This window comes from Citrobacter sp. LST-B2, assembly GCF_057983045.1.
Map to the genome: position 1 here is coordinate 4989887 of NZ_CP192598.1, position 23173 is coordinate 5013059.

Annotated in this window: 19 protein-coding genes and 4 tRNA genes; 2 read left to right on the forward strand and 21 right to left on the reverse strand. The window is 54.2% G+C overall.

Annotated elements, in window-relative coordinates; all coding sequences use genetic code 11:
* Positions 1-643: 643 nt before the first annotated feature.
* The 20 genes from ACQ0PY_RS23995 to trxA all read right to left on the reverse strand — a co-directional run bounded on the left by ACQ0PY_RS23995 (position 644) and on the right by trxA (position 17721).
* Positions 644-720, reverse strand: a tRNA-Pro gene (locus tag ACQ0PY_RS23995).
* 41 nt (positions 721-761) lie between these two features.
* Positions 762-848: transfer RNA gene (locus ACQ0PY_RS24000), tRNA-Leu, on the reverse strand.
* Between the two features lie 19 nt (positions 849-867).
* Positions 868-943, reverse strand: a tRNA-His gene (locus ACQ0PY_RS24005).
* A gap of 57 nt (positions 944-1000) precedes the next feature.
* Positions 1001-1077 (reverse strand) — tRNA-Arg (locus ACQ0PY_RS24010).
* A 102-nt stretch (positions 1078-1179) separates the two neighbouring features.
* Positions 1180-2565, reverse strand: a complete 1386-nt coding sequence (gene thrP / locus ACQ0PY_RS24015) for a bifunctional threonine/serine APC transporter ThrP (RefSeq protein WP_042998800.1) — start codon at positions 2563-2565, stop codon at positions 1180-1182.
* 203 nt (positions 2566-2768) lie between these two features.
* On the reverse strand, positions 2769-3509 hold the full coding sequence (gene wecG / locus ACQ0PY_RS24020) for a lipopolysaccharide N-acetylmannosaminouronosyltransferase (RefSeq protein WP_109739676.1): 741 nt from the start codon (positions 3507-3509) through the stop codon (positions 2769-2771).
* Positions 3510-3511: 2 nt separating this feature from the next.
* The gene (gene wzyE, locus ACQ0PY_RS24025; RefSeq protein ID WP_109739677.1) at positions 3512-4864 is read right to left on the reverse strand and encodes an ECA oligosaccharide polymerase; all 1353 of its coding nucleotides are present in this window, start codon (positions 4862-4864) and stop codon (positions 3512-3514) included.
* Positions 4861-5940 carry a TDP-N-acetylfucosamine:lipid II N-acetylfucosaminyltransferase gene (locus ACQ0PY_RS24030; RefSeq protein ID WP_109739678.1) on the reverse strand — a complete coding sequence of 360 codons (1080 nt, stop codon included), beginning with the start codon at positions 5938-5940 and terminating at the stop codon, positions 4861-4863. The genes wzyE and ACQ0PY_RS24030 overlap by 4 nt, the downstream gene beginning before the upstream one ends.
* A complete protein-coding gene (gene wzxE / locus ACQ0PY_RS24035) occupies positions 5937-7187 on the reverse strand; it encodes a lipid III flippase WzxE (RefSeq protein ID WP_044267317.1) in 1251 nt (416 codons plus the stop codon). Before wzxE ends, ACQ0PY_RS24030 begins: the two co-directional genes overlap by 4 nt.
* Before the next feature lies 1 nt (position 7188).
* The gene (gene rffA / locus ACQ0PY_RS24040; RefSeq protein WP_044258283.1) at positions 7189-8319 is read right to left on the reverse strand and encodes a dTDP-4-amino-4,6-dideoxygalactose transaminase; all 1131 of its coding nucleotides are present in this window, start codon (positions 8317-8319) and stop codon (positions 7189-7191) included.
* Positions 8320-8323: 4 nt separating this feature from the next.
* On the reverse strand, positions 8324-9001 hold the full coding sequence (rffC, locus tag ACQ0PY_RS24045) for a dTDP-4-amino-4,6-dideoxy-D-galactose acyltransferase (RefSeq protein WP_044267319.1): 678 nt from the start codon (positions 8999-9001) through the stop codon (positions 8324-8326).
* On the reverse strand, positions 8979-9860 hold the full coding sequence (gene rfbA / locus ACQ0PY_RS24050) for a glucose-1-phosphate thymidylyltransferase RfbA (RefSeq protein ID WP_334263202.1): 882 nt from the start codon (positions 9858-9860) through the stop codon (positions 8979-8981). Before rfbA ends, rffC begins: the two co-directional genes overlap by 23 nt.
* 19 nt (positions 9861-9879) lie before the next feature.
* A complete protein-coding gene (rffG, locus tag ACQ0PY_RS24055) occupies positions 9880-10947 on the reverse strand; it encodes a dTDP-glucose 4,6-dehydratase (protein WP_109739679.1) in 1068 nt (355 codons plus the stop codon).
* On the reverse strand, positions 10947-12209 hold the full coding sequence (gene wecC / locus ACQ0PY_RS24060; RefSeq protein WP_061069429.1) for a UDP-N-acetyl-D-mannosamine dehydrogenase: 1263 nt from the start codon (positions 12207-12209) through the stop codon (positions 10947-10949). The genes rffG and wecC overlap by 1 nt, the downstream gene beginning before the upstream one ends.
* Positions 12206-13336, reverse strand: coding sequence for a non-hydrolyzing UDP-N-acetylglucosamine 2-epimerase (gene wecB / locus ACQ0PY_RS24065; RefSeq protein WP_042998790.1), 1131 nt, complete (start codon positions 13334-13336; stop codon positions 12206-12208). The genes wecC and wecB overlap by 4 nt, the downstream gene beginning before the upstream one ends.
* Positions 13337-13391: 55 nt before the next feature.
* On the reverse strand, positions 13392-14438 hold the full coding sequence (gene wzzE / locus ACQ0PY_RS24070) for an ECA polysaccharide chain length modulation protein (protein WP_042998789.1): 1047 nt from the start codon (positions 14436-14438) through the stop codon (positions 13392-13394).
* An 11-nt stretch (positions 14439-14449) separates the two neighbouring features.
* The gene (gene wecA / locus ACQ0PY_RS24075) at positions 14450-15553 is read right to left on the reverse strand and encodes a UDP-N-acetylglucosamine--undecaprenyl-phosphate N-acetylglucosaminephosphotransferase (protein ID WP_042998788.1); all 1104 of its coding nucleotides are present in this window, start codon (positions 15551-15553) and stop codon (positions 14450-14452) included.
* Between the two features lie 238 nt (positions 15554-15791).
* A complete protein-coding gene (gene rho / locus ACQ0PY_RS24080; protein WP_002437993.1) occupies positions 15792-17051 on the reverse strand; it encodes a transcription termination factor Rho in 1260 nt (419 codons plus the stop codon).
* 87 nt (positions 17052-17138) lie between these two features.
* On the reverse strand, positions 17139-17258 hold the full coding sequence (locus tag ACQ0PY_RS24085; protein ID WP_071887707.1) for a rho operon leader peptide: 120 nt from the start codon (positions 17256-17258) through the stop codon (positions 17139-17141).
* 133 nt (positions 17259-17391) lie between these two features.
* Positions 17392-17721, reverse strand: coding sequence for a thioredoxin TrxA (gene trxA, locus ACQ0PY_RS24090; protein ID WP_001280776.1), 330 nt, complete (start codon positions 17719-17721; stop codon positions 17392-17394).
* Between the two features lie 239 nt (positions 17722-17960).
* On the opposite strand from trxA, the gene rhlB reads away from it, so the two are divergent.
* On the forward strand, positions 17961-19229 hold the full coding sequence (gene rhlB, locus ACQ0PY_RS24095; protein ID WP_042998787.1) for an ATP-dependent RNA helicase RhlB: 1269 nt from the start codon (positions 17961-17963) through the stop codon (positions 19227-19229).
* Positions 19230-19361: 132 nt separating this feature from the next.
* Positions 19362-20846: a guanosine-5'-triphosphate,3'-diphosphate diphosphatase gene (gene gppA / locus ACQ0PY_RS24100; RefSeq protein ID WP_044258276.1), complete on the forward strand. Its 1485-nt coding sequence runs from the start codon at positions 19362-19364 to the stop codon at positions 20844-20846.
* 44 nt (positions 20847-20890) lie between these two features.
* On the opposite strand, the gene rep is transcribed toward gppA, so the two are convergent.
* Positions 20891-22915, reverse strand: coding sequence for a DNA helicase Rep (rep, locus tag ACQ0PY_RS24105; protein ID WP_044258274.1), 2025 nt, complete (start codon positions 22913-22915; stop codon positions 20891-20893).
* Between the last annotated feature and the right edge of the window lie 258 nt (positions 22916-23173).

Sequence of the window (23173 nt, forward strand, 5' to 3'; positions counted from 1 at the left end):
CATACACAAAATCATTCGGGATGCATCGAGGCGGCAAGTCTGAGGATCCCCGGGAGCTTACATAAGTCAGTGACCGGGGTGAGCAGGCGCAGCCAACAAAGGGGCAGCCTGGAGGATGACGTATATGCATAAAAAAACGCCCGCTCTTTTGGAGCAGGCGTTAAACAGGTCTTTATGACAACATAAATGGGTGCTTCACTCAACGTTATGTCCATGGTGTTTGATGAGGCCGAAGCGACATCTGTCTGTGGACGATAAGCACCGTAAACGGCTCTGCATCATTCCTGAGTTTATGAGGCACTATGGCGAGCATAAGAGATGGAATGAGCATCTACCCGACTATTATTGCACATTGCATGCCAGGATTGCACCGCTAAAAATAGGGATTAAGATAATTCGCTATCCCTGTACTGACGCGGGTTGTCGGCGATTTTGCCTTTTTCTGCCAGCCGGAAATACACCTCATTGTCGCTCAGCAGAGACAGATCTCGCCCGATATACGAAAGTGGAGAAATATCAGAATGTTAATCGTCACCAAATGGCGACAATGGCAAACAGGGTTGTCTCAGGGAAGCAACAGGGGAAAAGAAGAAGAAAGTGTGGCGTAGAAAAAGAAAAACCCCGCCGAAGCGGGGTTCAAAATTGGTCGGCGAGAGAGGATTCGAACCTCCGACCCACTGGTCCCAAACCAGTTGCGCTACCAAGCTGCGCTACTCGCCGATGTACTGCTTTTTGAATTTTTAGTTCAATTCGTTAAGTCGTGGTGCGAGGGGGGGGACTTGAACCCCCACGTCCGTAAGGACACTAACACCTGAAGCTAGCGCGTCTACCAATTCCGCCACCTTCGCATTTCACAACTTTTAATAATGGGGTGGCTAATGGGATTCGAACCCACGACAACTGGAATCACAATCCAGGGCTCTACCAACTGAGCTATAGCCACCACTGCAAATCTTTGTTACGCGGTATCAAAACCACCGCAGCTCCAGCACCGGGTAAATGGTGCGCCCGACAGGATTCGAACCTGAGACCTCTGCCTCCGGAGGGCAGCGCTCTATCCAGCTGAGCTACGGGCGCTTAGCGCCGTTGCGGGGGTGGATAATACGGACTTCACACCCCGCTGTCTAGTGCCTTTTTAAATAAAATGCGCGTTTGGTTACGCTTTGCGCGTTTTGTCGCTTATTCCCCCGTTTTCTGGGCGATACCCTGACGGTTGAGGCCAAAAACCTTGTAAACGGCCGTCACGGAGAGCAGGAAGATGATGCCGACAAACAGCGACATACGGGTATCTTCATTAAAGTACATGCCGATCAGTACGCAAACCAGGAAAGCCATCGTCAAATAGTTTGCCCACGGGAACAGAATTGAACGGAACGGATGGCTGGCCATCGCCGCTTTATGCGCCCGACGAAAACGCAACTGGCTAATCAGGATCACAAACCACGGCACCATCCCCGGCAGCACGCTTGCACTATAAACATAGACGAAGACGCGCTGCGGATTAGGAATGATGTAGTTCAGGCACGAACCGACCAGCAGAATCGCAATCGACAACGCCACGCCCGCCACCGGAACGCCGTGACGGGAAACTTTCCCCATCGCCGCCGGCAGTTGACGATTCTTCGCCAGCGCGTAAAGCATACGCCCACAACTGTACATTCCGCTGTTACAGCCAGACAGCGCGGCGGTCAGCACGACAAAGTTGATAATCGCCGCCGCGGTAGTGATACCAATTTTGGCAAAGGTCAGGACGAACGGACTGCCGTTGCTACCAATTTCGTTCCACGGGAAGATAGTGACGATCACGAAAATCGCTCCCACGTAGAAGATCAGAATACGCCACAGCACTTTACCTACCGCGCTACGCAGCGTGACCTGCGGGTTTTTGGCTTCGCCCGCCGTAATCCCGATCAGCTCCACGCCCTGATAAGAGGCGACCACAATACACAACGCGGTGAGGAAGCCTTTCCAGCCACCGGCAAAGAAACCGCCGTGCCCGGTCAGGTTACCAAAGCCAATCGGCTGCCCGCCGTTGCCAAGGCCGAAGAAAATCACGCCCAGACCCACCACAATCATCACGATGATGGTGGTGACTTTGATCATCGCAAACCAGAACTCAATTTCGCCATACAGACGAACGGCCGCCAGGTTTGCCAGCGCCACCAGTCCAACGGCAATTAGCGCCGGTATCCATTGCGCCATTTCCGGAAACCAGAACTGGACATAGACGCCGATCGCGGTGATCTCCGAAATACCGACCGCCATCCACATAAACCAGTATGACCATGCGGTGAGATAACCGAAGAACGGGCTCATGTAGCGGTGAGCGTAAACGGCGAAAGAACCGGCAACCGGCTCCAGGAACAGCATCTCGCCCATTGAACGCATAATGAAAAAGACGAACAGGCCGGCGACAATATATGCCAGCAGTACCGATGGTCCTGCCCATTTCAGGGTGCTTGCCGCCCCCATAAACAGGCCGACGCCAATGGTGCCCCCGAGGGCAATCAATTCGATATGACGAGCCTCCAGCCCACGCTGCAGCTCCGGTTTATTCTCTGCCATAAATCCTCTTGTCGTGTTTACATGCTTTCCGGCATTGCCGGTTATTGTTATGGGTACATCGCTGGGGGCGCATGTTTTCGCAAATTTGGCGAAATGGCAAACGAAGCATTAAAAAATTGCATTTTTTTGTAAAAACAGTGCAAAAATGAGGCAACATGGTAGCGCATGGAGCAGAATGCGCTACCTGCATGAAGAAGGGGTTTTTAGATATTACCGCTGTAGTGCCAGCGCAGGTAACGCAGTAAACGGAGTTGACGGGTAATGCGGCTCGGCTGCGACAGCAAGCGATACAGCCACTCCAGCCCCAGATTTTGCCACACCTTCGGCGCACGTTTTACATGACCGGTGAAAACATCATAGGTACCGCCGACGCCCATATAGAGCGCATGCGGATGCACCTGCCGGCAATCGCGCATAAAGATTTCCTGTTTCGGCGATCCCATCGCCACGGTGACGATTTTCGCCCCACTGGCGTGGATTTGCTCAAATAGCGCAGGACGCTGCTCCGGCGTAAAATAACCGTCCTGGCTGCCGACAATGTTCACATTCCACTGGGCGCGCAGTTTCGCTTGCGTTTGCACCAGCACTTCCGGCTTTCCGCCCACAAGGAATACCGGCGTGCCTTCCTCACCCGCGCGGGCCATCAACGCTTCCCAGAGATCGGCACCCGCCACGCGAGAAACCAGGGCATGTGGAAATTTTTTGCGTACCGAGCGCACGACGCTGATCCCGTCGGCATATTTATACTCTGCCGCCTCAATCAGGGTACGGACTTCTGGGTTATCTTCCGCCGTCAGGACCTTTTCTGCGTTAATCGCCACCAGCGTACCTTGTTTAAGCTGGCCGCCAGCATAGAGATAATCCAGCGCATGGTGCATATCACGCCAGCCAATCAGCTGGAGTCCGCGCAGATCGTAAATTGGTGCTGTTGTATTATCAGTCATTGCTATCCTTCAACCTGTTTGTCTGGCAGGGCTCGCCAACGTTTATGGATCAGTCCGGCCTGGTCAAACAGCCAGAACAGAAGTTTTGCCACCAGCAAACAGGCACCAAAAACCACCAGGAAAAAAACAACACGCGAGACAAACGAGTCCAGTCCCTCTCGCGCCAGCACGATCATATTGAAAATCGCGCCAAAGCAAAAACTATGCAAAATCGCGGCCTTGTAGCGGTTGGCCTCACGATTACCCAGCTCGTACAGCCAGTCGAACCATTTGATGATAAGCCCTACCACAACCGCGCCCAGCGGGATAAACAGCGCGCCGCCCATCACCACCAGCGAACCAATCAGCGTTGGCGAAATCGCCAGACCGGAATGGTTGTTCAGCACTTCCCACGTAAAGTAGTTCGCCGTATTCAGCACCACACTCGGCCGCCCTGGCCAAAGCCAGGAAGGAATAAAGACGTAGAAATCACGGGCAATTGGCGCCAGCCCCTGAAAGTCGATTTTGTCGTAATTTTGCAATAGCAGCGCCAGGTTCTCCCACGGAGAAAACGTGTCACGGGTGAGATAGAGAAACGTATAGAACGCCTCGTCACCGCTGACGTTCAGCCCGTAGCGCTTCAATGCCAGCCAGAACATCCCGACAATCCCCAGCACGCCTGCTGCCGCCAGCATCCACAGCGAGATCCAGCCGCGAATAATACCGATGAACAGGAAGATGGCGAAGGCAATGATGATATTGGCGCGAGTGCCGCCGACAATCATATACGTCAGCAGGCCAAATGCGACGGTGCTGACCAGGAAGAACAGCCACGCTTTGCTGTCCTGGCGCAGGAAATAGACCACCAGCATGGCCGGGATGAAAAAGTAAAAGAAGCGTTTTAACGCCACGCCGGAAACTTCACTGGAAAAAATCTGGCTATACGATTGCAGGCGGAACAGTAAAAAGCCGTTGTGCATGAAGAAGATGCCCACGCTGATCAGCGCAATCCCCATCAGAATCATCCAGGTGAGATGGGTTTCCACCCGATTCATCGTGAACAGCGGTTTGTACGGCACGTCCGCAATCCGTTTGCGCAAGCGGGTCTTATAGGTCACATAGTAAATCGCGTAGAAACAGGCGGCGGAAAGCAGCGCCTGTAGCAGGATTTCCGGCGGTGCGACGGCAACGTCAAAGCGGAACGCCAGCACGCTGGTCAGCGGAAAGCCAAAAAAGAAGGTCAGCAAAAACAGCAGCGAGAAGAAAACGTTGAAGTTGAAGCGCACGCGGCGAAACTCAAACCAGGTTAGCGTGGCGATAAACAACGTGGAGAGGAGCCAGACGACAAACAGGCCGCTGAACTGCATCAGACTCATAGCGCCTCCCCTGCGGCAACCTGCAACGCGTGATGCCAGGGCTGCAAATAGTTCGGGCTAAAGAAGGTAATGGTATTTTTATCCACTGACGCCAGCTGGCGCTGCGCCTCGCGCACCACCTGTTCGTTAAGTTCATCGGTCGTAAACAGCACCGGAAGATGCTGTTCCACCATGTCCTGCCAGAAGGGATTTTCGCGGTTCAGCACGCAGGGCACGCCTGCCTGAATCAGCAAACACAAGGTGCCAATTCCCTGCTGACGGGCAAAAATAAAGTACCCGAGATCGCACTGACGAAGCAGCTCCAGATAGTCGTCGAACGCCAGCTTGTCGCTGAGGATCTGCAGGTTATCTGCACTGAACAGTCTTAGCCCCGCCTGACGAACGTCCGCGATATACGCCTCGTTATTCGCCGGATAGCCCATCGGGACAACCACATTTACGGTGTCGCCAAACTGCTGATGCACCGCCCGCAGCGCGGCGATATGTTCGTTGCTGCGATCGCCTGAGTTGCCCACCAGAATGGTCATTTTTCCGCTGCGTTGGCGATCGTTCACCATATTGTTGAGCGCGGGATCCATTCGCGTCGGGAAATAGAGCAGTTCTCCCGGCACGCGCGGATGCTGTTGGGCGAAATAGTTCAGATCGCCACGGGTGGCAAAAACGCCCCCAACACGGCTTTGCGCCAGACGGCGAAGCGGATAAAACAGTTTGAATTTCAGTCCACTGGAGACTTCATACAGATCCGCGCCCCAGATGTGCCAGTAAAACTGACTGGGCTTAATTCCACCGCTCAGTAATGCCAGCCACAGCGCCATATTAAACTGACCGTGGAAGAAGAAACGCTGCTGTCTGTTCGCTTTAGCTTGCGCTATCACCGCTTGCGCTAGCGATTTTTTACCGCTGTAGAAACGGATGGAGAGCGCCGGGCAACTTTCCGTCAACCCGGCATCCTGACCGGCGACCATAAAGACACGGGCATGCTCGCTGGTCGATGCCAGCGTATCGTTGAAAAACCGCAGCACGGTTTGATTATGGTGAGGGATATCCGATCCCAGTACGTGAATCAGTACAGTCATGCCCGCCTACGCCAGAGTAAAAATACACAACAACATAAAGAAAAATAGACGACATACGTTGCCATATAGGCCTGTGCCGCACCCAGCGCGCCATGTGCCGGGATCAGCCAGTGCGCAAATGCCGTCAATAAAATGAACTGGCTGATTTCCGCCAGAATATAAAACCGCAGTGACGCTTTGGCGATCACCAGGTAACCGAAGACATATGCCCCAACTTTCAGCACATCTCCAACCAACTGCCAGGCAAACAGATCGCGCATGGCGGTGAATTTCTCAGAGAACAGCAGCCAGATAGCAAAGTCACGCAGCAGCCAGACGGAGAAGCTCGCAGCGGCCACCGCAGGCAGAACAAACTTCAGCGACTTCACCACTTCCCGTGTGATGTCCCGCTTTTCGGTAAGGCGCGACAGCGTCGGCAACAGGTAAACGCTAAACGACGCGGTAATAAATTGTAGGTAAGCATCCGAGATACTGCTCACCCCTTGCCAGATCCCGACGTCATCCCAACTGTAGTGCGCCGCCAGCAGGTTTCGCATCATCACATACGCCACTGGCAGCGTGACGGAGGTGATCAGCGCCATCAGGGTAAACTTGCTGAGCTGGCCCGCCAGCCCGTTATCCCAGGATGGCTTGAGATAGCGCAGGGGGATCATTCCGCGTTTCAGCAGCATGGCTGCCGCCGGGATCACCACCAATGCGGGCACCAGCGCCAGGCCGAGGAGCGCACCTTCATAGCCGCCCAGCCGGTAACAGCCATAATAGGCGACAACGCCCACCAGGCTGCCGACAATCAGTGACAGCGCATTCCCGGCCGCATCACGAAATCCTTTCATTAACGCCAGCAGCAGGTTGGCCCAGGCAATCCCCATCTGCACCAGCGCCACTAAGCGTACTAACCCCTGATACTGCGTATGACCAAACAGTCCCTGGCTAATCGGTGCCGCCGCAAGCAGAAACACCAGCGCCAGCAGCGTCGAAAAACCCAGCACCATCGCCGAGGATGTCCCGACCACCTGCCGCAATTGTTCGGGGTTATCGTGAGACTGCGCAACGTATTTGGTGACGCCGTTGAAAATGCCGGCCCCCGCCAGGACGCCAAGCACGGTGACCATCTGACGGAAATTTCCCGCTTGCCCGACACCCGCCGGGCCGAATGACACCGCCAGCAGCTTAACGACCAGTAACCCCGCGCCAATTTTGACCAGCGTGCTGGCCGCCGTCCACAAGGACGCTTTCGCAAGCGACATATCAGGCGAAATAGTTCAGCAATGTCGTAATCACCGTGCGCTGATTCACTGCCGACAGGTTATAGAACAGCGGCAGGCGCAGCAGACGTTCGCTCTCTTTGGTGGTGTAGCGATCCTCGCCGGAGAATTCACCAAACTTGTCGCCAGCCGGGCAGTCATGCAGCGGAATGTAGTGGAACACCGCCATAATCTCGGCTTCTTTCAGGAAGTTAATCAGCGCGCTACGATCGTCAATGTCGCGCAGCTTGATATAAAACATATGGGCGTTCTGTTTGCAGTCATCCGGAATGGATGGCAATTCAATTCTGCCCGCACGCGCCAGCGGTGCGAGGGCATCGTAGTAGGTCTGCCACAGCGCCAGACGCTGCTGATTAATGCGGTCCGCCGCTTCCAACTGTGCCCAGAGATAAGCGGCCTGTAGATCGGACATCAAATAGCTGGAACCAATATCACGCCAGGTATATTTGTCGACCTGACCACGGAAGAACTGGCTGCGGTTAGTCCCTTTTTCACGAATGATTTCGGCTCGCTCAATAAGGCTGCGATCGTTAATCAGCGTTGCGCCGCCTTCGCCACCGGCGGTGTAGTTTTTGGTTTCATGGAAACTAAAGCAGCCGATGTGGCCGATCGTTCCCAGCGCCCGGCCTTTGTAAGTCGACATCACCCCCTGCGCGGCGTCTTCTACCACAAACAGGTTGTACTTATCCGCCAGCGCCATGATGGTGTCCATCTCACAGGCCACACCCGCATAATGCACCGGCACAATCGCCCGCGTTTTTTCGGTGATCGCCGCTTCAATGCGCGTTTCGTCAATGTTCATGGTATCCGGACGGATATCCACAAAGATGATTTTAGCGCCGCGCAGCACAAAGGCATTCGCGGTCGACACGAAGGTGTAACTCGGCATGATCACTTCATCACCCGGCTGGATATCCAGCAGCAGTGCCGCCATCTCCAGTGAGGCGGTACAGGAAGGCGTCAGCAGTACCTTCGCACTGCCAAAACGCTGCTCAAGCCACTGCTGACAACGACGGGTAAAGCCCCCGTCGCCACACAGCTTGCCGCTGCCCATTGCAGACTGCATATACTCAAGTTCGGTACCCACCACCGGCGGTGCGTTAAACGGAATCATGTTGTCACCTGTATAACCAGTACGCGGTGCTTTCTACATTCGCACCGCTTTGTATATAACGTTTAAGCGCGGCGGTGTTGCCCATCTGGGTCGCCACCCGCAATGTTGTTTTGCCGCGCACCTGCGCCCATCCCAGCGCCGCCTGCATCAGCTCTGCCCCAACGCCACGCCCGGCGAGCAAGCCGATTCGCGCCTCGCGGTCATCCAGTTCACGCAGCGAGACATAGCCGCGAATATCCCCATTTGAGGTGCGAAGAACCAGACACTGATGATCAAACGTGCCGTGCACCGCGTTTTCAATCCACTGCGCATAAAAGCGAGCGCTGGCATCAGGCGCATACCACGGCGTGCGAAAGCGGCTTTGCGCAAAGGCCGCCGCAGCGAGCTGGCGCAAGGCCGGAATGTCCGTCAGTTGTGCAATTTCTGCGCCAGTTTGACCGTTGTTTTTCCCGACAGGAAGAACAAAATCGACTTCCCCTTCCACCAGCGCGAAACCCAGTTGTTGCAGAGCATCCAGCTCGCGGGTATTGGCCGCCGGGATTTTGGCCTGCACCCGCGACCAGGGCTGTAAGGCTTCTGCGGTCAATAACGGCGCCGCCGGATCCAGCCGGACAATGGCGCTGTTGATGCCAAAGAAGCGGTTTTCCCAGCCCAGCGGCTCAATACTGGCGTGGACGTGCACGAAGCAGCTCCAGTAAATATTGGCCATAACCTGTTTTCGCCAGAGCGCTGGCGGCACGTTTCACGCCGTCATCATCCAGCCAGCCATTGCGCCAGGCAATCTCTTCCAGACAGGCAATTTTGAATCCCTGACGCTTTTCAACCGTCTGCACAAAGGTGCTCGCCTCAATCAGGCTGTCATGCGTTCCCGTATCGAGCCAGGCAAAACCGCGGCCCAGCAGCTCAACGGTCAGATTGCCTGCGTCAAGGTACATCTGATTGATAGAGGTAATCTCCAGTTCGCCGCGTTCAGATAGTTTCACGCGCTTTGCGTACTCCACCACCTTGCTGTCGTAGAAATAGAGCCCGGTCACCGCCCAGTTAGATTTTGGCTGCTTCGGTTTCTCTTCTAACGAGATGGCGCGGAAATTGTCATCAAACTCCACCACGCCAAACCGTTCTGGATCCATCACCTGATAGCCAAACACGGTCGCCCCTTCGGTACGCGCGGCGACATGGCGCAATTTAGGACTGAACCCCTGACCGAAGAAAATATTGTCGCCTAACACCAGGCAGGAAGGTTCGCCGTTCAGGAACGTCTCACCGATGATAAACGCTTGCGCCAGGCCATCCGGACTCGGTTGTTCGGCATACTGCAAATGAATGCCAAATTCAGAACCGTCGCCTAACAGACGCTGAAAATATCCTTTGTCTTCCGGCGTGGTGATAATCAGGATCTCACGAATGCCGGCCAGCATGAGCACCGATAACGGATAATAAATCATCGGCTTATCGTAAATGGGGAGCAGCTGTTTCGACACGCCACGCGTGATAGGATGCAAACGGGTGCCAGAGCCGCCCGCCAGAATGATACCTTTCATGCCTTCCTCCTCCGGGAAATTAGCCCTTCAGACCTAAACGTTGCCCCTGATAACTGCCGTCTTGTACGGGCTTCCACCAGGCCTCATTCGCCAGATACCACTCCACGGTTTTACGCATGCCGCTTTCAAAGGTTTCCTGCGGCGTCCAGCCAAGCTCACGGGCGATTTTTGACGCATCAATGGCGTAACGTAAGTCGTGGCCAGGACGATCGTCCACAAAGGTAATCAGGTCGCGGTAATGTGCGATACCCTGTGGTTTGTTCGGCGCCAGCGTTTCCAGCAGCCCGCAAATCGTCTCAACCACGTCCAGATTCTTACGCTCGTTATGACCGCCGATGTTATACGTTTCACCGACTTCTCCCGTGGTCGCCACGCAGTACAGCGCTCTCGCGTGATCGTCCACATACAGCCAGTCGCGGACCTGCTGTCCGTTGCCATACACCGGCAGCGGTTTGCCCGCCAGCGCATTAAGAATCATCAGCGGGATCAGTTTTTCCGGGAAGTGGTAAGGGCCATAGTTGTTAGAGCAGTTGGTGATAAGGGTTGGAAGACCGTAAGTGCGCAACCAGGCGCGCACCAGGTGATCGCTGCTGGCTTTTGACGCGGAATAGGGGCTGCTAGGGGCGTAGGGCGTCGTCTCAGTAAAGAAATCATCCGTCGAGTGCAGATCGCCATACACCTCGTCCGTCGAGATATGGTGGAAGCGAAACGCCGATGTCTTCTCGTCAGCCTGTTCACTCCAGTACGCCCGCGCCGCTTCCAGCAGCGTGTAGGTGCCAACAATGTTGGTTTCGATAAACGCCGCCGGTCCGTCGATAGAGCGATCGACGTGGCTTTCGGCGGCCAGGTGCATCACGCAGTCTGGCTGATACTGTTGAAATACCCGATCCAGCGAGGCACGATCGCAAATATCCACTTTCTCGAAAGCAAAGCGATCGTTCTGCGCAACCGGAGCCAGAGACATCAGATTGCCGGCGTAGGTGAGTTTATCCACCACCACCACCGCATCTGCCGTCTCATTAATGATATGCCGTACCACCGCTGAGCCGATGAAACCTGCGCCACCCGTCACCAGAATCCGTTTCATTAACGCCACACTCCTTTGGTATCCACGACGTACTGCTGCTGCACAGCATCGCCCTGAATGGCTTTAAACTGGCTATGATCGACCAGCATCACCAGCACGTCGGCCGTCGCCAGCGCGTCGTTCAGGGCGGCAAGAGTACAAAGACCGTCCAGCTTTTTCGGCAACTGGTGAATATTCGGTTCCACCACCAGCGTTTCACCGCTGTGCCACTGGGCGATACTTTTTGCGATCCCCATTGCCGGGCTTTCACGCAAATCGTCGATATTGGGTTTGAATGCGAGGCCAAAGCAGGCGATTTTCACCTCGCTGGCGCGCTTATTCGTCGCCGCCAGGCAGTCCGCAACGGCGGCTTTGACCTGATCGACGACCCAGTGTGGTTTACCGTCGTTTACTTCACGCGCGGTACGGATCAGACGCGACTGCAACGGATTCTGCGCCACAATGAACCACGGGTCGACAGCAATACAGTGCCCGCCCACACCCGGTCCAGGCTGGAGAATGTTGACACGTGGATGACGGTTCGCCAGGCGGATCAGTTCCCAGACGTTAATCCCCTGCTCGGCGCAAATCAGCGACAGTTCGTTCGCAAAGGCGATATTGACGTCGCGGAAGCTGTTTTCCGTCAGCTTGCACATTTCGGCCGTACGGGAATTGGTCACCACGCACTCGCCTTCAAGAAATATTTTGTACAGCTCGCTGGCACGCGCCGAGCACACCGGCGTCATGCCGCCGATGACCCGGTCATTCTTGATCAGTTCAACCATCACCTGACCCGGCAGAACGCGCTCAGGACAATAGGCGATATTCACATCCGCCTGCTCGCCCGCCTGCTGCGGGAAAGTGAGATCCGGACGCATTTCGGCCAGCCACGCCGCCATCTGTTCGGTCGCGCCAACCGGAGAGGTCGACTCGAGGATCACCAGCGCGCCCTTTTTCAGCACTGACGCAACGGATTTCGCCGCCGCTTCGACATAGGTCATATCCGGCTCATGCTCACCTTTAAACGGCGTCGGTACTGCAATCAGATACGCATCGGCATCGACAGGGGTCGTGGTGGCGCGCAGAAAACCGCCTTCCACCGCCGTTTTCACGACGTTATCGAGGTCCGGCTCAACAATATGGATTTCACCGCGGTTGATGGTCTCCACCGCATGCGGGTTAACGTCCACCCCAATCACCTGCTTTTGGCGCGAAGCAAAGGCAGCCGCCGTCGGCAAACCGATATATCCCAGCCCAATAACAGAAATGGTAGAAAAACTCATAGCGATACCCGATTGTTTTTTAATGCGTGTAAAATGCGGCCGCAGGCCTGCCCGTCACCGTAAGGGTTATGGGCGCGGCTCATAGCCTGATATTCGTTTTCGTCATGCAGCAAACGCGTGACTTCTTCAACAATGCGCTGTGGGTCTGTCCCCACCAGACGCACGGTCCCGGCGGTAATGGCCTCGGGTCGTTCGGTTGTTTCACGCATCACCAGCACCGGTTTGCCCAGTGACGGTGCCTCTTCCTGAATCCCGCCGGAGTCCGTCAGAATCAGCCAGGCGTGATTCATCAGCCAGACAAAGGGCAGATAGTCCTGCGGTTCAATCAGCGTCACGTTTTCAACATGACCGAGAATGCGGTTGACCGGCTCGCTGACGTTCGGGTTCAGGTGCACTGGATAGACAATCTGCACATCCTGATTGGCGGCCGCAATCTCCGCCAGCGCATGGCAAATCTGCTCAAATCCACGGCCAAAACTTTCGCGACGATGACCGGTCACCAGGATCAGTTTTTTATCCGAACTGAGGAACGGATACTGCTCGGCCAGTTCTGAACGCAACGTATCACTAGCCAGAACGCGGTCGCGCACCCAGATCAGCGCATCGATCACCGTATTGCCGGTGACAAAGATGCGGCTGTCGGCAATATTCTCGCGCAACAGGTTTTGCCGCGAGTTCTCCGTCGGCGCAAAGTGATACATCGCCAGATGCCCGGTCAGCGTACGGTTTGCCTCTTCCGGCCACGGGGAATAGAGATCGCCAGTGCGTAACCCGGCCTCGACATGGCCGACCGGTATACGTTGATAAAACGCGGCCAGACTGGTCGCAATCGTGGTGGTGGTATCTCCGTGTACCAGTACCACATCTGGCTTGAAGTCAGCGAGGATAGGCTTCAGCCCTTCCAGTATCCGACAGGTTATCTCTGTCAATCCCTGACCCGGTTGCATAATATTGAGATCGTAATCAGGAACAATAGAAAAGAGATTCAATACCTGATCGAGCATCTCCCGGTGCTGCGCGGTGACGCAGACTTTTGCGTCGAAATCAGGATCCTTTGCCAGCGCATGCACCAGAGGTGCCATTTTTATGGCTTCCGGTCGCGTGCCAAATACAGTCAGTACTTTCACATCGATTCTCTTCGAATAGTCAGTGAGGGCCCAGCCCCTCACTGCGGCAGTCGTGCTAAATCGTGCGGCGGCGGGTTAACGCAACACCTGCGCCGATAAGCCCCCCCACGATGCCCCACATCACCATCAGGAAGGCACGGCGCGGGCTATCGCGTTTTACCGGTTCTTCCGGTGTACGCAAATAGCGATAGGTCTGAAAACGCGGGTCCAGCGTGGGGCCCACATTCAATGTATTTAGCATGGCTCGATTCTGGAAGTAGTCCAGATCGAAAGAGGGGCCGACCGCCTGTAAATTTTCAAGGCGTGCCTGGAGCATGGGACGTCCGAGCAGAAACAGCTCCGAATCCGGTAATTCATCCGCTGGCACATCGGTCGCACTGCGGGAGATATTGTGCTGTTCAGCGATTTTAAGCGCCTGTTCAATACTGCTCACGCGGCGGGAGAAAATTGCTTTCGCCACCTCTTCCTGACGTTTGACCTGCGCCTTCATTTGCACGGTCCGCGCGGCCCACGCGCCTTTCAGTTCTTCATTGAGATGGCTTGCCGCACGCTGGCTGGAGAACGCCACATACTGACGCAGCAGATTGTTCGCATCAGGTGCGGTTTCGGCAATCAGCTTGACGCTGTCGTTAATGGCACGGGCAAAATCACCGGGGGTGAACTGAATGTTGTTGATCATCTCATCCAGCATGGCGGCATCGGCCTTGCTGTTGCCAACCATCCGCTGCTTGTAATAGTCAGTTTGCAGCCAGAAGTCGCGACGCGTATCCCAGGAGGCCAGTTGCATCACAAACTCTTTATAGGCTTCGTCCATAACCGAAGGTTGATCACCTGACGCGTTGTCCGCTTTCGCATCCAGATTCCGCAAAAACTGCTGTTGGGAATAGTAACCCCCCAGCATATTCACCGTGGGGCGATCGGAGATCGCGGTCGCGCTCCACTCCTGACGAGCAAAAAAAGTATACGCCAGCGCGATCAGCGCGAATAACAGCGCGATACCGACAATCCACACCTTCCCGGCCCATAAGGTACGAAACAACCCACGAATATCCAGTTCATTTTCAGCGCTCACAACGTGTGCCCCCGGTAATGGTTGAGTCATCGCACCCTCATTTACTTGGTTAATTTTGGATTGTTATCACGGTTTCTTCGTAATCTGCGCTTCATGCGCTTAATGAACCTCGCCACCTTCCAGGCACGTTTAATGCAGTAACCGTAGAGGAAGAATGCTAGCAAAAAGAGCACCAGCATGACCCATTCCGGGACAAAATGAGAATATTCCGCCAGCACGCCAATCGAGGCCAGTATTGCGGCGGCTAGCGTGATCAGGACAAACGCCTGACGTGAAGTAAACCCTGCACGCATGATCAAATGATGAATATGCTGACGGTCTGGCGAGAACGGGCTCATCCCTTTACGCAGACGACGATACATGATGGCCACCATGTCCATCAGCGGAATGGCGATGATCCATAGCGCGGTAACCGGGCTTATCGGGTGCGTTTTACCCTGGGTAGTTTCAAGCAGGATCCAGATAACGGTAAAACCAATCAGCGTACTGCCGGCGTCACCCATAAACACTTTATAGCGACGGCCAAGCGCACCGAGGTTCAAGAGAATATAGGGCAGGATGGCGGCGATCATGGCAAAGCACCAGATAGCCAGACTGGTCTGTCCATCAAACCACAGAATAAGCCCCATTGCGGCAAATGAGACGCTGGAGAGCCCGCCTAATAAGCCATCGATACCATCCACCATGTTGAAGGCATTGATCGCGGCCCATACGGCGAAGAGCGTGAGGAAATAACCAAACGGGCCGAGCACCATCTCCCACGGGCCAAAGATATAACCGAGGCTGCTGAGATAAAGCTTGCCCACCGCCATCATAATTACGCCGATAGCAGCCTGAATGGTGGCACGTATTTTTACGCTAATATCAAAGCGATCGTCCAGTGCACCGATAAAGACCAGGACACCGGCACAAGCCAGATAGAGAGCAGCGTGGGGGATATAGACATTCACAATGCTAAATGTGAAACAAATCCCCGCATAAACTGAGATGCCCCCAACCAACGGTATCAATCCCTGGTGGCGTTTACGGAAGTTGGGTTTATCCACTAAACCGACCTTTTTTGCGACCTTCCGTGCAAAAAACAGGAACAGTGTCGTGAATAAAAAAATACTGATGAGATCAGTACTGACTGTCAGTAAATTCACAATGCGTGCTCTCAGAGAAAATTATAAGCAGAAGTATAACCACGAAGGCCTGTATTCAGAAGGGAAACTCCACTCCGAACCGTCTGTTTTGTATAATTATTAACCACGTGTCGCACTTGATGGCTGACGCACGTGCAGCGGAGGACAATAACCCCTGATTTGTTAACTTGTCGTTAAGATTACAGACATAAAAGCAAAACGCCACGTAAAAACGTGGCGTTTTCGGCTGAGAGCTCGTTTACGAGCGCTTCATCATGTCGAAGAAGTCGTCGTTAGTCTTGGTCATCGCCAGTTTATTAATGAGGAATTCCATTGCGTCGATTTCGCCCATCGGGTGAATAATCTTGCGCAGGATCCACATTTTCTGCAGCTCTTCCTGAGTGGTGAGCAGCTCTTCTTTACGGGTACCGGAACGGTTGTAGTCGATAGCCGGGAAGACGCGTTTTTCAGCAATCTTACGAGAGAGGTGCAGTTCCATGTTACCGGTGCCTTTAAACTCTTCGTAGATGACTTCATCCATCTTAGATCCGGTATCGATCAACGCCGTTGCGATGATGGTCAGGCTGCCGCCCTCTTCCACGTTACGCGCCGCACCGAAGAAACGCTTCGGACGATGCAGAGCGTTAGCGTCCACACCACCGGTCAGCACTTTACCGGAAGCCGGAACCACGGTGTTGTATGCACGTGCCAGACGGGTGATGGAGTCGAGCAGAATGATAACGTCTTTTTTGTGTTCAACCAGACGTTTCGCTTTCTCGATCACCATTTCCGCTACCTGAACGTGACGGGATGCCGGTTCGTCAAAGGTAGAAGCAACAACTTCACCTTTCACCAGACGTTGCATCTCGGTCACTTCTTCCGGACGTTCGTCAATCAGCAGCACCATCAACACACAGTCAGGGTGGTTGTAAGCGATGCTCTGCGCAATGTTTTGCAGCAGCATGGTTTTACCGGCTTTCGGCGGTGCGACGATCAGACCACGCTGACCACGACCGATTGGTGAAGCCAGATCCAAAACGCGCGCCGTTAAGTCTTCGGTAGAGCCGTTACCACGTTCCATACGCAGACGAGAGTTTGCGTGCAGCGGGGTTAAGTTTTCGAAGAGAATTTTATTACGGGCGTTTTCCGGTTTGTCGTAGTTAACTTCGTTAACTTTCAGCAGCGCAAAGTAGCGTTCGCCTTCTTTTGGCGGGCGAATCTTACCAGAGATGGTATCACCAGTGCGGAGGTTGAAACGGCGGATTTGGCTGGGGGAAACGTAGATGTCATCAGGACCGGCGAGGTAGGAGCTGTCTGCAGAACGGAGGAAACCAAATCCATCCTGCAATATCTCCAGCACACCGTCACCAAAGATATCTTCGCCACTCTTTGCGTGCTGCTTCAGGATGGCAAAAATAATGTCCTGCTTACGCATACGAGCCAGGTTTTCCAGCCCCATATTTTCGCCGAGAGTGATCAGCTCAGAAACCGGCGTATTCTTTAATTCGGTAAGATTCATAGTGGTGTGAGTTCTTAAACTTGGGGTAAATCTCGAACTTAATGTTGTGAATGGTATGGCAGGGTCATCCATGCCTGTTTACGGCCATCAACTCATGTCTGTTCGCTGTCTGGTCACAGGAAAGTACGCAGAACTGAAACGACAAGACGGATTGAATGATAAGCCAGGAATCTGTCCACTTCGCGTGCGAGAAAAAACGGGAAGTATTGGAGTTATCAAGATTCAAACTTAATAAGGTATGTTTAATACGAAGTCAACACTAACTTAGCACGACTCAAGTCGGGCGTCCAGTCATCCGAATCAATTAGGATTCAGGTCGCCCGAACATGAGACGTCCGGCTTACGCCAGGTTCGCGTCGAGGAACTCTTTCAGCTGACCTTTGGACAGTGCGCCCACTTTGGTCGCTGCAACCTCACCGTTCTTGAACAGCAGCAGGGTCGGGATGCCACGGATACCATACTTCGGCGCAGTGCCTGGGTTTTGGTCAATGTTCAGTTTAGCAACCGTCAATTTGCCCTGATATTCGTCAGCGATTTCATCCAGAATCGGGGCGATCATTTTGCACGGTCCGCACCACTCTGCCCAGAAATCAACGAGGATCGCCCCGTCCGCTTTGAGTACATCCGTGTCAAAACTGTCGTCAGTCAGGTGAATAATTTTATCGCTCATATAAACTCCACAGGAATAAGCCTGGTGTGTTGGTGTATACACATCATCCTTTAAGCTGCCTCTTTGTTGGCTTCACTCATCGTCCAGGTCACGTACTCTGTACGTTCTTGTGGACGCGTTCGCTTGCCGCCTCGACGCATCATGAATGATTTGTGTACAGCATTAACCAACTAAAGGTTGACTTTATTTCACCGGATACGCTTTCGTAAAGCAATAGTAAGCTGATATTCTACCACACTATGAGCAAAACACATTTAACAGAACAGAAGTTTTCCGACTTCGCCCTGCACCCAAAGGTTATCGAAGCCCTTGAAAATAAAGGCTTTCATAACTGCACGCCCATTCAGGCCCTCGCACTGCCGCTTACGCTGGCTGGTCGCGATGTTGCAGGGCAGGCGCAAACCGGTACCGGAAAAACGATGGCGTTCCTGACGTCAACGTTTCATTATCTTCTCTCTCATCCCGCGATTGACGATCGCAAGGTGAACCAGCCACGCGCCTTAATTATGGCGCCGACGCGTGAGTTAGCCGTGCAGATCCACGCTGATGCCGAGCCGCTGGCACAGACGACCGGTCTGAAGCTGGGTCTCGCTTACGGCGGTGACGGTTACGACAAACAGCTAAAAGTGCTGGAAAGCGGCGTCGATATTCTCATCGGCACCACGGGTCGTCTGATCGATTACGCGAAACAGAATCACATCAACCTGGGCGCCATCCAGGTGGTGGTCCTCGATGAAGCCGATCGCATGTACGATCTGGGCTTTATTAAAGATATTCGCTGGCTGTTCCGCCGCATGCCGCCGGCCAACCAACGCCTGAACATGTTGTTCTCTGCTACCCTCTCTTACCGCGTGCGTGAACTGGCGTTCGAACAGATGAACAACGCCGAATACGTTGAAGTCGAGCCGGAACAAAAAACGGGTCACCGTATTAAAGAAGAGCTTTTCTATCCGTCTAACGAAGAGAAAATGCGCTTACTGCAAACGCTGATCGAAGAAGAGTGGCCGGATCGCGCCATCATCTTCGCGAACACCAAACACCGCTGCGAAGATATCTGGGGTCATCTGGCCGCCGATGGTCATCGCGTTGGTTTGCTGACTGGCGATGTGGCGCAGAAAAAACGTCTGCGTATTCTCGATGAATTTACCCGTGGCGATCTGGATATTCTGGTCGCAACCGACGTTGCCGCGCGCGGCCTGCACATTCCTGCCGTGACGCACGTATTTAACTACGATCTGCCGGACGATTGCGAAGACTACGTACACCGCATCGGTCGTACGGGCCGTGCTGGCGCAAGCGGTCACTCGATCAGCCTGGCCTGTGAAGAGTACGCCCTGAACCTGCCTGCGATTGAAACCTACATTGGTCACTCGATTCCGGTGAGTAAATACAACCCGGAAGCGTTGATGAACAATCTGCCGAAGCCGCTGCGCCTGACGCGTACGCGCCCTGGCAATGGCCCGCGCCGCTCTGGCGGTGCTCCGCGTAATCGTCGTCGTTCAGGTTAAAAAAGTTATGCCATACACAACATCATTCAGCCTGTATCAGGGCGGCAAGAAAACGAATCCTGATGAGCTTACTTTCAGCGATTCGGGTGAAAAAACGCAGCCAGCACAGATACCGGTTGAAGGATGAAGTGTATGAATTCTACCTCGTTGTACGCCGCTATCGATCTCGGTTCCAATAGTTTTCATATGCTGGTCGTACGCGAGGTAGCGGGCAGCATCCAGACGCTCACGCGCATTAAACGCAAAGTGCGTCTGGCCGCCGGTCTGAACAGCAACAATGTCCTTTCTGCTGAAGCAATGGAACGCGGCTGGCAATGCCTGCGTCTGTTTGCCGAGCGCCTTCAGGATATTCCGCAGCCGCAAATTCGCGTGGTCGCTACGGCTACGTTACGTATCGCGGTAAACGCCAGCGAGTTTATCGATAAAGCGCAGGAAATCCTCGGTTGTCCGGTTCAGGTCATCAGTGGTGAAGAAGAAGCGCGCCTGATTTATCAGGGCGTGGCGCACACCACTGGCGGAGCGGATCAGCGTCTGGTCGTCGATATCGGCGGCGCCAGCACCGAACTGGTCACCGGAACAGGTGCGCAAACCACCTCCCTGTTCAGCCTGTCAATGGGCTGCGTCACCTGGCTCGAACGCTACTTTACCGATCGCAATCTGGCACAAGAGAATTTCGACGAAGCGGAAAAAGCGGCGCGCGATGTGCTGCGCCCGGTCGCCGATGAACTTCGCTATCACGGCTGGAAAGTCTGCGTCGGTGCCTCCGGCACCGTTCAGGCGTTACAGGAAATCATGATGGCGCAGGGGATGGATGAGCGCATCACGCTGGCGAAACTGCAGCAGTTGAAACAGCGGGCGATTCACTGCGGTCGTCTGGAAGAGCTTGAAATTGAAGGCTTAACCCTGGAACGCGCGCTGGTGTTCCCCAGCGGGTTGGCTATTCTTATCGCCATCTTCACCGAACTCAATATTCAGTGTATGACCCTGGCCGGTGGCGCATTACGTGAAGGGCTGGTCTACGGGATGCTGCATCTTGCGGTGGATCAGGATATTCGCAGCCGCACGCTGCGTAATATTCAGCGCCGGTTTATGGTGGATACCGAACAGGCGCATCGCGTTGCGAATCTGGCGGTGAGTTTTCTCGATCAGGTAGAAAATGAGTGGCATCTTGAGCCGATCAGCCGCGAACTGCTGATCAGCGCCTGCCAGCTGCACGAGATAGGCCTGAGCGTTGATTTTAAGCAAGCGCCTCAGCATGCCGCCTATCTGGTCCGTAATCTGGATCTGCCGGGCTTCACGCCCGCACAGAAAAAACTGCTCGCCACGCTATTGTTAAATCAGACCAACCCGGTCGATCTCTCGTCGTTACATCAGCAAAATGCCGTACCGCCGCGTGTGGCGGAGCATCTTTGTCGTCTGCTCAGACTGGCGATTATCTTCGCCAGCCGCCGTCGTGACGATCTGGTGCCAGCCATTACGCTACAGGCATCGAATGAAATTCTCACCCTGGCGCTACCGCCGGACTGGCTGGAACAGCATCCGTTGGGGAAAGAGTTGATTGAACAAGAAAGCCAGTGGCAGAGCTATGTCCACTGGCCTTTAGCAGTGCGTGAATGATTCACTGCCGGAGGGCGGCGTAAATGCCTAATCCGGCCTCCAGCCTACGATTTCTCTCTTTTCGCCGCCATCATCGCTTTCAGATTCGCCAGATGGCTTTGCCCCTTCTGCATTCGCTCTTCGGCGCTCACTACTTTGCGTTCCTGCTCCCAGATCAGATCGTCCTGCGGTAACTCCAGCAGGAAACGGCTCGGCTCCGGACGCACCAGTTCACCGTACTGACGCCGCTCTTTACACAGCGTAAAAATCAGCTCTTTCTGCGCGCGGGTGATGCCGACATAAGCCAGGCGGCGCTCTTCATCAATGTTGTCTTCATCGATGCTGCTCTGGTGTGGCAGGAAGCCTTCTTCCATACCCACCATAAACACATACGGGAACTCCAGCCCTTTCGAGGCATGCAGCGTCATCAATTGCACCTGATCCAGCTCTTCCTCACTCTCGCCGCGCTCCATCATGTCACGTAGCGTGAAGCGGGTGACAACCTGAGTGAGCGTCATCGGCTCATCCAGTTCGCTGCCTTCCAGCATTTCGGTCATCCAGCTAAACAGCTGGTTGACGTTTTTCATGCGCATTTCAGCGGCTTTTGGGCTGGGCGACGTTTCGTAAAGCCAGGATTCGTAATCAATTCCGTGGATGAGATCGCGAACAGCGGCAATCGGCTCACGTTCTGCCAACCGCTGAACCTCGCCCAGCCAGTGGGTAAAACGGGTGAGCGAGTCATAGCCGCGCCCGGTGAGCGTCTGGCTCAGCCCCAGATCAAAACTGGCGGTAAACAGGCTTTTGTTCCGCGTCATCGCCCATTCACCCAACTTTTGCAGCGTGGCGGGGCCGATTTCACGCTTTGGCGTATTCACAATACGCAGGAACGCGCTGTCATCATCCGGATTGGTCAACACCCGCAGATAGGCCAGCAAGTCTTTAATTTCCGGACGCGAGAAGAACGACGTTCCACCGGAGATTTTGTAGGGGATCCGGTTCTGCATGAGGAATTTTTCGAATACTCGCGCCTGGTGGTTGCCGCGATACAGAATGGCGTAATCTTTGTATTCCGTTTTATTTACAAAGTGATGGGCGATGAGTTCCCCGGTCACCCGCTCGGCTTCGTGCTCCTCATTATTCGCACTCAGAACTTTGAGTTCCGCGCCATATCCCAGCTCGGAAAAAAGCCGTTTTTCAAAGACGTGCGGGTTATTGGCAATGAGGATGTTCGCCGCCTTCAGGATCCGCCCGGAGGAGCGGTAGTTCTGCTCCAGTTTGATCACCTGTAACGCCGGAAAATCCTGACTTAACAACACCAGGTTTTGCGGACGCGCCCCGCGCCAGGAGTAAATCGACTGATCGTCGTCCCCTACGACGGTGAATCGCGCCCGGTTTCCCACCAGCAATTTCACCAGTTCGTACTGACTGGTGTTGGTGTCCTGATATTCATCCACCAGCAGATAGCGAATCTTGTTCTGCCAGCGCTCACGCACCTCTTCATTACGTTGCAACAGCAGCGTCGGTAGCAGAATCAAATCATCAAAGTCGAGGACATTGCAGGCTTTCATATGCGCGTCGTACAGCCCGTAGCAGTGCGCAAAGATACGATCGCGCTCGCCTTTCGCACCGGCGGCCGCCTGTGCGGGCGTTTTGAGATCGTTCTTCCAGTTCGAGATCGTCGAGATCAGCTGTTGCAGTATCACTTTGTCGTCTTCAATCAGCCCTTCCGTCAGATCTTTGAGCAGCGCAACCTGGTCCGTGTCATCAAACAGCGAAAAATTCGACTTCATCCCCAGCGCGGCGTATTCGCGTTTAATCACCTCCAGCCCTAGCGTATGGAAAGTGGAGATCATCAACCCGCGCGCTTCTTTGCGTCCCAGCGTCTGTCCGACACGCTCTTTCATTTCGCGCGCCGCTTTATTAGTAAAAGTCACCGCCGCAATGTGTCGCGCCTGGTAGCCGCAGCCACGGATCAGATGGGCGATCTTGTTGGTGATAACGCGTGTCTTACCGGAACCCGCCCCCGCCAGCACCAGGCACGGTCCGGTGACGAATTCGACAGCTTGTTGTTGGCCGGGGTTTAAACGCATAGGTAAAAGTGCTCAATCTTCGAACGGGGGACGAATTGTAGCAGAAAGCGAGGTCGAGATTGAGCTTTCCGTAACCCCGCGTAACGCTGCCTGTGAGGGTAAGTAAGCTTGTGCTGCTGTCCAGATTCTGAACAATCCTGAACGCCGATCACACGGAAAAAATTACACAACGCCTGCACAAGAGGTTGAATTAACATATTGAGTATAAAAGAAAAACAGTAACAATAGTCGGACTAAGCTGCTTTGGCTTGTATAAAC